We start from the raw sequence: 14,345 nt of genomic DNA on the forward strand, positions 1-14,345 counted from the left end.
GTTTAATAAAGGCCGCACAGCGAGGTTACATTGACCTTAAGTAGAATTGATACTTCCTTTTGGCCGCATCTGTGATTGGCCAACGAAAGCTTGTCGGGGGTTCGATTAATAACCGCCACCCCCATTTTATGTTTCCTTCCGCGCATTAGGGCCTGTTTTGATTGCCCCTTTACTGTTTTAGGGCTTTTAGCGGACCTGGGGAGTTTTCAAAGGACACAATTCTTTCTACTTATTTTAAGGCCGGGTTATTTTTCACGGGTAAATACGTGAGTTTATGCCCTAAGGCGAGAGGCCGGTGAAAAAATGTTCAAGCGTGATGACCATTAGTGCTTGCTTAGGTTAGTCTAACCTTAGGGGCTGATTGGGTTGCCCTAAATCAACTAATACGACTGGAGCTACGATGTTCACAACGCAGTTATCGCCAAGCAAGCGCGAAGAGGCGCTACGCGACATGGAGGAAAAGCCGCTTGATGTTTTAGTGATCGGCGGAGGTGTTACGGGAGCGGGGATCGCACTGGATGCGGCAAGCCGTGGTTTACGAGTCGGTATAGTCGAGGCGCAAGACTGGGCCTCCGGCACTTCGTCGCGATCTTCAAAGCTGGTGCACGGTGGTCTGCGATACCTTTATCAACTTAATTTTGCCTTGGTTGCTGAGTCTTTGAGGGAACGTGGCTTATTACTTACCCACACGGCTCCACATTTGGTGAAAGCACAGCCTTTTTTGTGGCCCATAAAAATGCGCGTAATAGAGCGGGCTTATTCGGCTGTTGGGGTGGGAATGTATGACGCCATCGCACAGTTTGCACATAGGGGTTCAGTGCCCATTCAAAAGCACTACTCGAAGAAAGGGTCATTGGAGCTTGCGCCCGCGTTGAAAAAAGACGCACTTATTGGCTCTTTGGTTTACTACGATGCCAGGGTGGACGACGCCCGTCTGGTGGTGAATCTGGTTCGCACGGCCGCTCAGTTTGGCGCTTTGGCTGCGAATCGTACCCAGGTTGTTGAAATGCTCAAGGATGGAAACAAGGTGGTTGGCGCCAAACTTCGTGATATGGAAACAGGCGCTGAACATGTGGTTAAAGCAAAATCCATCATTAACGCAACGGGGGTTTGGACTGAGAAAACACAGTCTCTTTCCGGTTCTACGGGCGGCTTGAAAGTTTTGGCCTCCAAGGGCATTCATATTGTTGTGCCGAAGGAAAAGATTGATTCCAAAGTTGGTTTATTCTTGCGCACAGAGAAGTCTGTGTTGTTTATAATCCCGTGGAAGCGTTATTGGGTTATAGGAACTACTGATACCAAATACCATGAAAACAGGTTGGAACCGGTACCTGATTCTGAGGATATTGATTATCTGCTTGAACATGCGAACTCGGTGCTGGCTAACCCGCTAACACGTGATGACATCATTGGGGCTTTCGCTGGGCTACGGCCTTTGTTGCAGCCAGGAACTTTGGACGGAGATAAGGCTAAGTCAACCAAGGTTTCCAGGGAGCACACAGTTACCGAAGCTGCTCCGGGGCTCACTGTTATAGCAGGTGGGAAGCTTACGAGTTACAGGCAGATGGCTGAAGATGCTGTTGATTTTGCCTTGGGTAAGGAGCTGGCTAAGCGAATGCCGTGCGTTACCAGAAGCACTCCGCTTTCTGGAGCTGTTGACTATGAAGCTATGTGGGAACAGCGTGAGGCGCTGGCAAAGAAAAACGGTTTGAGCGTGGATCACGTAGAAGATCTGTTAAACAGGTATGGAAGTGATATCAAGCTGATTTTCAAAATGATTGAGAAGGATCCTTCTTTAGGGAAGGAGCTTAAGGGCGCTGAAGAGTATCTGCGTGCAGAAATAGCGTTTGGTGTTTTGCATGAGGGTGCTTTGCATGTGGAAGACTTACTGGCGCGTCGCACCAGACTCTCTTACGAGCATCGGGATCGCGGATTGGCTGTTATTGACGAGGTTGCGACAATAGCTGCGGATATTCTTGGCTGGGACGAGGCGGCCAAGGCGCATGAGATAGAAAACTACAAGGCGCGGTGTGATGCCGAAGAAAAGGCGGAGGCTATAGTTAGCGAAGCCGAAGCGCAAAAGGTACGTGAGCAGGCGGCGCCTATAACCGAATTTGTTGACGTGTCTCCGCAAATTGACGGTTAAATCCGTGGGGATTTTTCCCTTTTAAATCGCTGACTCTAAGGCCTTGGAGGCGTGTACTCCAAGGCCTTAGACGCGCTTCGGATTCCACTATGCCCGCTCTGGCAACAGAGCAAAATTCAGTTTTAGGCGCTTGCTTTAAAAGCACCTTCGATAATGCGGTATCCCAAAACTGTCCAAAGAATAATCCGCACCCCCATCAGGTAATTTTTGCGATGCGAGAATAGTTTTATCACAGAAAACTAATTATTAAGACTTTAAGTTTGGGTATTAATTTTTACGCCTCGATTTAGTATACTTTGAGCATCTCGATACATAGAGGAAAATACGTTAGGAGTGTTGAATCGTGGTAAAAAACATGCCCAAACGGATATTTGCACTTATTGCAGGCATCCTATTGCTCACTTTAATAATCGTTGCTATTTTTGTTCTCCTCGATAGAAAAATTGATTCTGAGCAGGAAGAATTTGCGATGAATTCTTCCTGGGTATACGACGAGTTGAAGAGTGGTGACCAGCTTGACACTAGATATGCTAATAAGGAGCCTCTTTACCTTTTCGCTTCTCGTGACTTGCTCGAGACCGGTTATGACTTCACTCAATGCAAACTAGGCAACGATAGCTTGAGCACCCATGATTCACATTTCAATCTTCCATCAAGCTCCGGAACCGCATTATTTCTTGTAGCAAAGTTTGACCGCGCAGTTTCTGAGGATGCAAAACTGAGCTGCAAATCCATTCCAGAAAAAGGTCAGTTAGCGATTGGGTTTCAAAAGGAGAAGAGGAAATAACTCAATATCGTTCTAAGTTTACTGACCTAGAACCAACACCACTGACCCACCGTTAACTCCGGATCAGAGAGGCGCATTTTTCATCTCCGTTAACGAGTTAAACCCCAAAACCCTATCCGAACAGGAAAAACACGATACTAGGTAACGCAAAACCCAAACCCGCTAACGCAAGCGATTTTTCACACCCCCTAAGCGATACTCGCTAACGCAAAACGTACTTATCAAATCCGACGTCTCAGTGGAGACAAAGACCTCGGATTTGATAAGGCGAACTCTTGCCACACAACCACTGCTTAACGGGGAGTTTGTTGTTTCTGGGGTCGGTTTGGGTGCTCAGCACGCAGCATCTGGGGGACCTCCGTGGGGGTACCCCATGCTGAAGAGCCACACCGCTGGCCGTCGAGGGGGTGCGGTTGTTACCTTGCGTTAGCGAGTTTCATTCGTGGGGGTATCCAACTACTAGCAGACGAGCCATCCCAATCAATACTTAGAGATTTATACAAATTTTTACATGTAATTTAACTAGTTATTCTAAATGTAAATTAAACCCGTGTTTTACATGTGTTTAGACACTTACTTGTGGGAAACTTAAGGCAAGACGTTCGAGTTAGAGGGAGAGCTATGGCAGCCAAACGACGCAAACCGCCAATGGGTCACATCAACATTGGCGACCTTTCGCGAGGTCAGGCTTCCAAGCTGATCAAGGAAGCCGTAGAAAAAGATGAGCCCGCCTACATACTGCGCTACGGCAAACCAATCGCGGTGTTGATCTCCAATGAGCGCTACGAACGGCTGATGAATGAAGGGATTGACCCTAGTGAGCACTGAAAAACTAACGAGCCATGTGTCCCTAATCTGGAACATTGCAGAGATCCTGCGCGGTGACTACAAGGAACACGAATACGGCGACGTGGTCTTGCCCTTCACCGTGCTCACCCGCCTCGATTCGGTCCTGGTCGATACCAAGCAGGCAGTCCTGGACATCAAGGCCACCTCGATGCCGAACCAGATCAAAGAACTCCAGTATGCCAAGGCAACGGGATACCCATTTTGGAACACCTCGAACTTCACTCTTAATACCTTGCTTGATGATCCAGACAATTTGGAGCAAAACCTGTCGTACTATGTGCAGGCTTTCGCCCCAGCTGCGCGCGAGGTTATGGAGGCTTACAACTTCTACAATGTGATTGAGCGCCTCGACAAAGCTGGCCTGCTCTATCACGTGCTCAGCGAGTTCACCTCCGCGAAGGTAAACCTCCACCCCGACGTGGTCAGTAACGACCAGATGGGTTACATCTTCGAGGAGCTAATCCGCAGGTTCTCTGAATTGTCGAATGAGACCGCTGGTGAACACTTCACCCCGCGTGAGGTCATCAGCTTAATGGTCAACCTCTTGTTCAATCCAGAAGAAGACATCAATCGACTCTGCGCAGACGGAGCCATGGCCTCGCTGTATGACCCTGGGGTCGGCACCGGCGGCATGCTCTCCATCGCTGCCCAGCACGTTGATGACCTGAACGGGACTGCACGCCTCGAGGTGTACGGCCAAGAGCTTAACCCGCAAACCTATGCAGTGGCTAAGTCCGACATTATGATCAAGGGCGAACGCCAAGAACGCATCTACCTCGGCAACTCACTGACTAACGACAAGACAGCAGGCATGCGGTTTGACTACATGCTGTGCAATCCGCCCTTCGGCGTGAACTGGAAGAAGTACGCCGACCCGATTCTGGAAGAGGCTGAACGCAAGGGCTACCATGGTCGCTTCGGAGCGGGAACGCCGCGCGTGTCGGATGGCTCGTTCCTCTTCTTGCAACACATGATCTCGAAGATGAAGCCCTACGACCCCGAGGACCTGGTGAATGCCCCTGGCACGCGGATTGGGATCGTGTTCAACGGCTCTCCCCTCTTCACAGGTGGAGCCGGGCAGGGCGAATCTGAGATCCGCCGTTGGATCCTTGAGAACGACTGGCTCGAAGCTATCATCGCCCTACCGGATCAGATGTTCTACAACACCGGCATTCTCACCTACATCTGGGTTCTTTCAAATAAGAAGGAACGTCGCCGCAAGAACAAGGTGCAACTGATCGACGCTACCCAGTATTTCCAGCGGATGCGTAAACCCTTGGGTGAAAAGCGCAAAGAACTCACCGAAGACAACATCGCCGATATCACTCGCATCTACGGCGCGTTCCAAGAAACCGAAGAGTCGAAAATCTTCGACACCGAAGACTTTGCATACCATGAAGTTGTCGTGGAACGCCCACTACGATTGAGCTTCCACGCCACCCCGGACGCGATCGAAGCATTCAAGTTGGCCAAGCCATTCACGGATCTTGCCACGTCGAGGAAACGAACCGAACCTGCGCGCACCGAAGAAATCGAGGCAGGCAAACGGGTGCAGGACGCGATCATCGCCACTCTCGAGGCACTCGACGCCGACCAGGTGTACCTCAACCGGGACGAGTTCACCGATCTCCTCCGAGAAGGCATTAAAGAACATGGCGAAAAGATCGGCATCGCAGTGCTACGCAAAATCGTCGCCGAACTGGGCACAAAGAATCCTGACGCGGACATCTGTGTGGACGCGAAAGGTAACCCGGAGCCAGACACGGATCTACGGGATACCGAGCAAATACCGTTCCGTGAGGACATTGAGGCGTACTTCCAGCGCGAAGTTATCCCCTACGCCGCCGACGCCTGGATAGACGCCGACAAGACCAAAGTTGGTTACGAGATCCCCTTCACCCGCTATTTCTACAAGTACGAAGAACTCGGCGATCCCGCAGAAACCCTCGCCGAGATACAAGCTCTTTCGGCAAGTATTCAAGCTGACATCGCGAAACTGTTCAGCGAGCAGGTGAATCAATGATTTCTGGCGGTGAGCAGTTGAATGTTATTCGCCTCAAGACGCAATGCGGCATAAAGAGGGGTGCTTCTCCGCGCCCCATTGATAATTTCATGCGAGGTCATTCCGAGAAGGGCGCAAGGCATTGGATTAGAATCGGCGATACTCAAAAAGGTAGCCGTGTAATTACGACCACAAAGTTGTTTGTTACAGCCGCAGGGGCTGTTAAGAGTGTTCTTGTTGCACCGGGTGACCTTCTTTTGTCTAATTCGATGAGTTTTGGGGAACCGTATATTTCCGGCATTCACGGGTGCATTCATGACGGATGGCTCGCTCTGACCCCCAGCTCGAAAATCATGAAAGACTATCTCTATTGGTGTCTACTGAGTGAGTTTGTAAATGATCAGTTTCGCCTGAATGCCCAGGGAGCCACGGTTAATAATTTGAATATTCAGATGGTTGGGAATGTACTTATTCCAATTCGTACCGTGAGAGAACAGCTCCTACTCGTCGAATATCTCGATCATAAAACAACCAAAATTGATCATTTACTCGATAAGCTTCGTCGTCAGGTGGAGTTGTTGGAGCAGTATCGGCGGGAGTTGATTGCCCGCACCGTAACTCGCGGCCTTAATCCGGATGCGCCAATGCAGGACAGCGGAATCGACTGGATGCCTAAGATTCCAGTCCACTGGATAGCTCTTCGCGGAAAACGCGTTTTTAGAAAGCTACAAAGGCCCGTTCCTCCATATGCAGAGACAGTTACTTGTTTTCGCGATGGTACTGTCACCTTGAGAAAAAACAGGAGAAGTGAAGGGTATACGGAATCTCTTCAAGAGATTGGTTATCAGGGCATCGCACCTGGAGATTTAGTAATCCACGAGATGGATGCATTTGCTGGAGCAATTGGTGTGTCAGATTCTGTTGGAAAATCAACTCCTGTTTACGCAGTTTGTGCTCTCCGAAATGGGGGAAGCGCAAAATTCTACGCATACCTTCTTCGCAATATGGCTCAGTCGAACTTTATTCTGTCGCTTGCAAAAGGGATAAGACAACGAACCGTAGATTTCCGTTTCAAAACGCTCGCCTCTCTTTTGATTCCTGTTCCACCCGTAAAAGAGCAACAACAAATTGCTATCTTTTTGGACAATAAGAGCTCTGAGATTGACGCAACTATTTCGAATATAAACAAGCAGATCGAACTCCTAGAAAAGTATCGCAAGCAAATTATTAATGATGCAGTAACGGGCAAGGTTCGTGTGGGAGAGATGGCGTGATGGATACGTCTGAACGCAGGTTTGAAGACGAGATCGAGCACGCGCTGACTCATGTTGGCCCCTCGGAGCTTGACTTGTACGAGTCGCGCGATCCAAACGGATACGACAAGGCGCTCGGCCTGTATCCGCAAGATTTGCTTGACTTTGTGCGGGAGACTCAGCCGCAACAGTGGGAGCGTTTGGAACGTATCCACGGGGCGAAGGCCGGCGAGAAGTTCTGCAAACGGGTGGCCCGCGAGCTGGATCGGCGTGGCGTTGTCGAAGTGTTGCGTCGCGGAGTGGAAGATCTTGGTGCGCGCTTCAAGCTGGTGTTCTTCGCCCCTGGTTCTGACCTCAACGAACTGCTGGCAGAGAAGTACTGGGCGAACCGGATGACAGTGGTCCGTCAGCTGCAGTACTCGACGAAGAACACCAATTCCGTTGACACCGTGTTGTTTGTCAACGGTATCCCCGTGGTGACGATGGAGTTGAAGAATCAGATCACAGGTCAGACCTACAGGGATGCTGTTGATCAGTACAAGCGTTCTCGGCCTGCCTCTGAGTTGTTGTTCGGGCTAAACCGCCGTGCGGTGGTGCACTTCGCTGTTGACACGGACGAGGTGTGGATGACCACCAAGCTGGCAGGGATGGACACGGTGTTTCTCCCGTTTAACCGTGGCTTTGACAACGGTGCAGGTAACCCGCCCGTGCCGGGTAAGTACAAGACGTCTTATCTGTGGGAAGAGGTGCTGGCGAAGGATTCACTGTTAGATATTCTGCATCGCTTTGTCCAGTTCATCCCGCACGAGAACGACCGGCGCAAAGACAAATTGATCTTTCCTAGGTATCACCAACTCGACGCCGTGCGCGCTCTCGTGGCTGACGCGAAAAATTATGGTGCGGGGAAGAACTATCTGGTGCAGCACTCGGCTGGATCAGGTAAGTCGAATACGATTGCTTGGCTGGCGCATCATTTGTCGAACCTGCACGATGACCAGCAGCGTGCGGTGTTTGATTCGATTATCGTGATCACCGACCGGCGCGTGCTGGACAAACAACTACAAGACACGATCTACGCGATGGACCACACCGCTGGCGTGGTGGTGAGGGTCGACAAGAACGCTCGCCAACTGACGGAGGCGCTAGCCGATGGTTCGAAGATCATCATTTCCACGTTGCAGAAGTTCCCGTTTGTTGACGTGAGCAATGTGGCGACGGCTGGTAAGCGCTTCGCCGTCATCGTTGATGAGGCGCACTCGTCTCAGACAGGTGAGGCTTCGGAGAGGCTCAAGCAGGTGCTCGCGGATACTGCCACAGCGGGTAAGGAGTCCGAGGAGGATCTGCTTGACCGCTATGCGGCTGCCGAGGCGCAGGTGGAGGCCGAGCAGCTCGAGATTGATGAACAAATCGCCGAGGAGCTGCGCGTGCAAGGACGCCAACAGAACCTGTCTTTCTTCGCGTTTACTGCGACCCCAAAGCAGAAAACGCTCGAGATCTTTGGCACCCCGGTACCTGATGCCACCCCGGTTCCATTCCACGTGTATTCGATGCGTCAAGCCATCGAAGAGGGCTTCATTCTTGACGTGCTCAAGAACTACACCACCTACCAGACCTTTTACCGGGTCGGGAAAACCATTGCGGATGATCCTGAATACTCGACCAAGCAAGCTAACAAAGCGCTCGGCAAATACTTGAGTCTGCATCCTTATAACCTGAGGCAAAAGGCCGAAATCATCATTGAGCACTTCCGCGCCAACGTTGCGCACAAGATCGGCGGCAATGCCAAGGCGATGCTGGTTACGGGCTCGCGCTTACATGCTGTGCGCTACTACTTCGCTTTCCGTGACTACATCAAACAAAGGGGATACACCGATCTTGGCGTGCTGGTAGCGTTCTCAGGAACGGTCGAAGACCAGGGCGCGGAATACACCGAGGAACAGCTCAACCAGATCCCCGAAGCGGAGTTGCCGGAGAAGTTCGGCACCGGCGAGTACCAGCTGCTCCTGGTGGCTGAGAAGTATCAAACTGGATTCGACCAGCCATTACTGCACACCATGTATGTGGACAAGAAACTCCACGGGGTTAAAGCGGTACAAACCCTGTCGCGGATCAACCGTATGCATCCGGGTAAGACCGACACATTCGTGCTCGACTTCGTCAACACCGCAGAAGATATCCAGAAGTCGTTCCAGGACTACTACATTTCCACCGGGATTACCGAGGAGACCGACCCGAACATCGTCTACGACCTCTACCACTTCCTCGCTTCCTACCATTTGTGGACAGACAAGGAGATCGAGGGCTTTACCAAGGTGTTCTTCACCGAGTCGAAGAAGCAAACGAATCTCGACTTCAGCCACCTTAATGCTTACCTTGACCCTGCCGTCGCCCGGTTTGACGAATTGACCGACGAGGACAAGCTCGAGGTGAGGGCGCGGATGAATAAGTTCAACCGTAACTACGATTTCCTGACCCATATAATCCGCTACGACGACGAGCGACTCCACCGCTTCGCCGCCTACGCCAAGCTCTTGGTGCGCAAGCTCCACATCGAGGGCGACCCCGCCCTACATTTGGAAGACGAAGTTACCCTGCAGTACTACCGCCTCCAGCAGGTCTACGAAGGCTCCATCGACCTGTCCGCTGAGCAGGGGCAGCTGTCGAATAACCCCGACACCGGCGGTGCGAGCGAGGACGAGAAGGACAACCTGTCCAACATCATCTCCAAGCTCAACGACCGTTGGGGCACCGAGTTCACCCACATGGACAAGGTGATCGAGCAGCTCACCGAAGACATGGTTGAAGATGCCGAGGTCAAGTCACGCGCCCACAACTCTCTCGACATGTTCTCCATCGTGTACGCCGAACGCATCCAAGACATTGTGCTTGATCGGATGAATCAGAACCAAGACTTCGCAATCAAGTATCTGTCGGACCCGCAGTTCAAGGCCGATGTGGACCGGGTTCTCCTCCCGTTGATTCACGCACGCCTCAACCACAAAGACTGATAACTGTCCTAGATTGTAGGTTCGCTCGACACGCCGTCATTGGCGCAAACCAGATCCGGTTCATTTTTAGAACCGGGAAAGAAATCAACGTCAATCTCTAATCCCACGCCCTAACACGGCTAGAGCACCAGACTCGAACCGACACCGCTAGAACAGCGTTATTTGCGATTAAGAGAGGCGCATTTTTCATCTCCGTTAGCGAGTTAAACCCTAAAACCCTACCTGAACAGGGAAAACACGATACTAGGTAACGCAAAAGGGTACTTATCAAATCCGACGTCTAAGTGGAGCGGGCGACGGGATCCCCAGTGCCACACCGTGGCACAGTGGGCCCATTTCGATTCCCGGCCCGACACTAAAACCGACCACAAGGGAACAACCTTGTGGCCGGTTACAAGAGCGGGCGACGGGAATCGAACCCGCCTCTGAAGCTTGGGAAGCTTCCATTCTACCGATGAACTACGCCCGCAATTCATCGCCATTGGCAACAGGTTTGATCATACCAGAGGTCAAACATACTGGTCAGCCAAGGCGACAGACAAAGAGAGGAGGGAGGCTGTCCCACAAGGAATCGCGCCCCTCCTCTTGATCAACGCTTGACTAGGCTGACAGCATCAGCCTGGCGCACGCAGATCAGTGTCGTTTGCGACTCACTGCCAGCGCGCCCACCCCACGCAAGTACCTCCGCGTGGGTTTCGACTCCGTTGGAATTCAGATCAGATCAACGAGATCCATCAGGACGCGTGTGGCCAAGCTTAAAATCGGCAGTTTCAACGGCTCGTTGAAGGGAGATCTTTTCAAGTTCGTATGACCACTATATTACCTTCGTCCCACACACTGCCTACACTGCAGTCATGCCCCGCTTAGTTGTTGCCGCCGCCATCGTCGACTCGCTCGACAACCCAACGCAGTTGCTCTGCGCCGCACGCTCATACCCGCCCGAGCTGGCAGGAAAATTTGAGCTTCCCGGTGGAAAGATCGATCGCGACGAGGCCCCGCTTCAGGCACTTCACCGCGAAATACGCGAAGAAATGAACACCGCCATCCGCGTGGGCGCTCAGGTAATGACGGAAGAGGGCACGTGGTGGCCGATCCTGCAGGGGCGCACGATGGGAGTCTGGTTAGCTGAACTAGCGCCGGACGCGCCCGCCCCCACTTTGAATGGTTCCCATAGTGAGTTCCGCTGGACTCCTTTAGACAAGGTCGACACGCTTGACTGGATTGGCTGCGATCTTGAGATTGCGATGGCCGTTGCACGCACATCCGGTTTCGAGCCAGCGGACCGCTAAGAGCCTGAATATATGACCAAATACCTAGATAATTTGGCGACATATGGGGTACATCTGTCAGAATAGTCCTATGCCTAAGATCATCGGAGACTCCCTAGAAAACCACCGCGCTCTGACTCGCCACAAGCTTTTCGACGCGCTCGGAGGGCTCCTCGCCGAACAGTCTTTCGACACGATCACCATGTCGCAGATCGCGTCACGCGCCAACGTCGGACGCACCGCTGTGTACAACCACTTCGAAGATAAAGAAGTTCTGCTCCTTGCCTACATGAACGAGGCAACCGCAGAATTCTCAGCACTTCTTCACGAATCAATCGACACAGAACCCGACCCGATTGAGCGCCTCCGCATCTACGTGCACGCACACTTGGAGATGACCAGTCGCTACCACCTAGCAAGTCGCGTTCACCTGCGCGATCAGATGTCGACGGAAAAGTCCGAACATCTTCACGAGCATGCAGGCGTGATCGGCAACCTCCTTCTCAACATCCTCATCGATGCAATGAAGTGCGAAGCGATCCCCATGCAGGACCCGCACATTCTGGTCGCGCTGATCCACGCCTGCTTGTCCGGGCAACGCCTGCCCTCGGATCCCGACAAGCGACGCGCACTCTGCGTAGCATCGGAAGCGTTCGTCTTGCGCGCAGTTGGAGCCTCGTCGGAGAAAATCCACGCACTCCCCTCGCCGAAAAAGCGCGCCGAAGCCGAAGAGCACAATACCCAGGCCTCTTTTATGCGGTGCCCGGTCGCGCACTGACGCGCAGATACGAGGCCCCCTGAAACAGCCTTACCGTCACAGACGTGCGACGCACACCATACCTCTCAAACAATCGCAGGGAATAGATTCACTACTCAGGCCGTTGAACTCTACGAAACGGGAAACCGCAACGAAATAATCAAAGCGATTCCCAGCAAAAGACCACGCTCATACAATCGCACCTCGGGTTCACTCGAACCCCGCACATAAGGAGACCGCATTGGCCACCGTCACGCTTCACAACGACAACTTTGAAACCACCGTCGCCGAAAACGCCATCGTCTTGGTTGACTTCTGGGCAACTTGGTGCGGCCCGTGCCGCCAGTTCGGTCCGGTCTACGAAGAAGCCTCCAACAAGCACACCGACATCATCTTCGGCAAGGTCGATACCGACGCAGAGCAGAACCTTGCTCGCGCAGCTCAGATCTCGTCCATCCCGACGATCATGGCGTTCCGCGACGGCATCGCCGTCTTCCGTCAGTCCGGCGCCCTTCCGGGTGCTGCACTCGACGATCTGATCCAGCAGATCCGCGACCTCGACATGGATCAGGTTCGCGCATCCATTGCCGAATCCCAGAAGTAACCCGGCAGAAAACCCACCTTCTAGGTTTGGCAAGTCGCACTATTAGCGACACACTTGGACCATGAGCCACCCGACGATGATCTTCACAATCGTCGGGTGGCTTTTGTTTATTGCAACCGCAATCACCCTGATTTACGTCATTTCACGGGCGCACAACGGTGAAAAAACGCGGGGTGCCATCCTGCTGAAAAAGAAGAATCACGATGACGAAACAGGCGACGATCTGCTGAGATACCGGCCCGCCATCATCGCCCACGAAATCCGTACTCCGCTGGCACTCATCCGCGGAGCCGGCGAACTGCTCGAAGAAGGTCTTGCTGGCGACCTGAACGAACAGCAACACCACTTCGTTCGCACTATGACAACGAACACTCAGCAGGTCATCGACCTGACCGAGTCAATCATCACCGACCTCAAACTCTCACGTGGCGGAACACTGTCAACCGAGCTCGTCGACGTGAGAGACATCGTTGCCTCAACCGCACGAGAAATGCGACGCATCACCGACATCCCCATCCATGTGAACGCGGTCGGGGGAGTCCTCAACATCCACGCGAACGCTTCCATGCTCCGGCAAGTCATGTGGAACCTGATCAACAACTCACTCCGCCACGGAGACGGCACCTCGCCGATCACGATCAGCGTCGCCTCAACCGAAGATGGCGGAGCACAAATCACCGTCGAGGACTCCGGCCCGGGAATTACCCCTGAAACCCAAGAAAAAATGTTCGACGCTTTCACGTCGGAAACCACCGATGGCCAGGGATCCGGAATCGGACTGATGGTCTCCCAACGAATAATCGAGGCGCACGGTGGCAGAATTATGGTGGACTCGTTGCCTGAGTGTGGCACGGTCATCCACGTTGTACTGCCGAAGGGGAAGTGATGGGACAGCACGCGCTTATCGTCGACGACGAACCCCAGATGCTCTCAATCATCGCCTTCGCGCTGGAAACCCAAGGCTTCACGTGCGAAACGAAACCCAACACCACAAAAGCCTGGCAATACCTTCAAGATCGCAGTGTTGATCTGGTTGTCCTTGACGTCATGACGCCGACCGGATCAGGCGTTGACCTGACCCGACGAATTCGTGGCGCCGGCATGGCGGTTCCGATCATTTTGCTTACTGCCCTTGGTGATGAAGAAGACCGTATCGTTGGCCTCGAGGCAGGCGCCGACGACTACGTGACCAAACCCTTCAGTCCCCGCGAGCTCGCACTGCGCGCCCAAGCAATCGTCAGGCGAACCCAGCCTGTACGACAACAAGAATCCGTGCACCTCGGGCCCATCACCATCGATGCTGATATGCAACGCATAACCTGGGACGGAGTCGTCATTCCGCTCAGCCCTACCGAACAGCGTGTCCTGACAATCCTAGCCTCGCGACCAAACCAGGACATCCCCTGGCGAGACCTCCTCAGCGAAGGCTGGTCCACAACCGACCAAGTCGGCGCACACGACATGATCAAAACAACGATGTATCGCCTTCGCCGTCAGCTAGAACGTGCGGGCATCGACTCTTCGTGTATCCAGTCGGTCAGGGGACGAGGTTACCGTTTCGTCATCGAGGCCTCATAACGCTGACTTTGAGCACTCGCGCTTGATAAGGGGCCTCGTGCCCCCACTTATGTCCGCCAGACTGCGCGCACGCACCTAGCCCGCACACTCTGG

The 14,345-nt window shown here is 52.9% G+C and carries 11 protein-coding genes and 1 tRNA gene; 11 read left to right on the forward strand and 1 reads right to left on the reverse strand.

Translation table 11 applies throughout. From position 1 onward, the window contains the following. The first annotated feature begins 400 nt into the window (after positions 1-400). From G5S47_RS07330 to G5S47_RS07355, 6 genes are all read left to right on the forward strand, one after another. Positions 401-2,146 (forward strand): glycerol-3-phosphate dehydrogenase/oxidase, encoded by a 1,746-nt coding sequence (locus tag G5S47_RS07330; protein ID WP_101628601.1) that lies wholly within the window; start codon positions 401-403, stop codon positions 2,144-2,146. A gap of 343 nt (positions 2,147-2,489) precedes the next feature. Further along, positions 2,490-2,933, forward strand: a complete 444-nt coding sequence (locus G5S47_RS07335; protein ID WP_101628600.1) for a hypothetical protein — start codon at positions 2,490-2,492, stop codon at positions 2,931-2,933. Between the two features lie 621 nt (positions 2,934-3,554). Continuing rightward, positions 3,555-3,761: a type II toxin-antitoxin system Phd/YefM family antitoxin gene (locus tag G5S47_RS07340; protein ID WP_219585484.1), complete on the forward strand. Its 207-nt coding sequence runs from the start codon at positions 3,555-3,557 to the stop codon at positions 3,759-3,761. A 16-nt stretch (positions 3,762-3,777) separates the two neighbouring features. Then, complete coding sequence (locus tag G5S47_RS07345; RefSeq protein WP_257878436.1) at positions 3,778-5,805, forward strand: type I restriction-modification system subunit M; 2,028 nt, start codon at positions 3,778-3,780, stop codon at positions 5,803-5,805. Continuing rightward, positions 5,802-7,058 (forward strand): restriction endonuclease subunit S, encoded by a 1,257-nt coding sequence (locus G5S47_RS07350; protein ID WP_219585486.1) that lies wholly within the window; start codon positions 5,802-5,804, stop codon positions 7,056-7,058. The genes G5S47_RS07345 and G5S47_RS07350 overlap by 4 nt, the downstream gene beginning before the upstream one ends. 74 nt (positions 7,059-7,132) lie before the next feature. Beyond that, complete coding sequence (locus tag G5S47_RS07355; protein ID WP_257878437.1) at positions 7,133-10,045, forward strand: type I restriction endonuclease subunit R; 2,913 nt, start codon at positions 7,133-7,135, stop codon at positions 10,043-10,045. A 398-nt stretch (positions 10,046-10,443) separates the two neighbouring features. Here the strand turns inward: G5S47_RS07355 and G5S47_RS07360 are convergent. Continuing rightward, positions 10,444-10,514, reverse strand: a tRNA-Gly gene (locus G5S47_RS07360). Positions 10,515-10,899: 385 nt separating this feature from the next. Here G5S47_RS07360 and G5S47_RS07365 point away from each other — a divergent pair. From G5S47_RS07365 to G5S47_RS07385, 5 genes are all read left to right on the forward strand, one after another. Next, the gene (locus G5S47_RS07365; RefSeq protein WP_103632974.1) at positions 10,900-11,334 is read left to right on the forward strand and encodes a (deoxy)nucleoside triphosphate pyrophosphohydrolase; all 435 of its coding nucleotides are present in this window, start codon (positions 10,900-10,902) and stop codon (positions 11,332-11,334) included. A gap of 70 nt (positions 11,335-11,404) precedes the next feature. Further along, entirely contained in the window at positions 11,405-12,091 is a 687-nt protein-coding gene (locus tag G5S47_RS07370) for a TetR/AcrR family transcriptional regulator (protein WP_040318330.1), read from the forward strand. A 220-nt stretch (positions 12,092-12,311) separates the two neighbouring features. Further along, positions 12,312-12,674: a thioredoxin gene (gene trxA, locus G5S47_RS07375; protein WP_006680385.1), complete on the forward strand. Its 363-nt coding sequence runs from the start codon at positions 12,312-12,314 to the stop codon at positions 12,672-12,674. 61 nt (positions 12,675-12,735) lie between these two features. Next, positions 12,736-13,560: a sensor histidine kinase gene (locus G5S47_RS07380; protein ID WP_131367588.1), complete on the forward strand. Its 825-nt coding sequence runs from the start codon at positions 12,736-12,738 to the stop codon at positions 13,558-13,560. After that, positions 13,560-14,252 (forward strand): response regulator transcription factor, encoded by a 693-nt coding sequence (locus G5S47_RS07385; RefSeq protein WP_006680387.1) that lies wholly within the window; start codon positions 13,560-13,562, stop codon positions 14,250-14,252. The genes G5S47_RS07380 and G5S47_RS07385 overlap by 1 nt, the downstream gene beginning before the upstream one ends. The last annotated feature ends 93 nt before the right edge of the window (positions 14,253-14,345 follow it).

The sequence above is a fragment of the Schaalia turicensis genome, from assembly GCF_019380255.1.
In the GTDB taxonomy this organism is placed as follows: domain Bacteria; phylum Actinomycetota; class Actinomycetes; order Actinomycetales; family Actinomycetaceae; genus Pauljensenia; species Pauljensenia turicensis_A.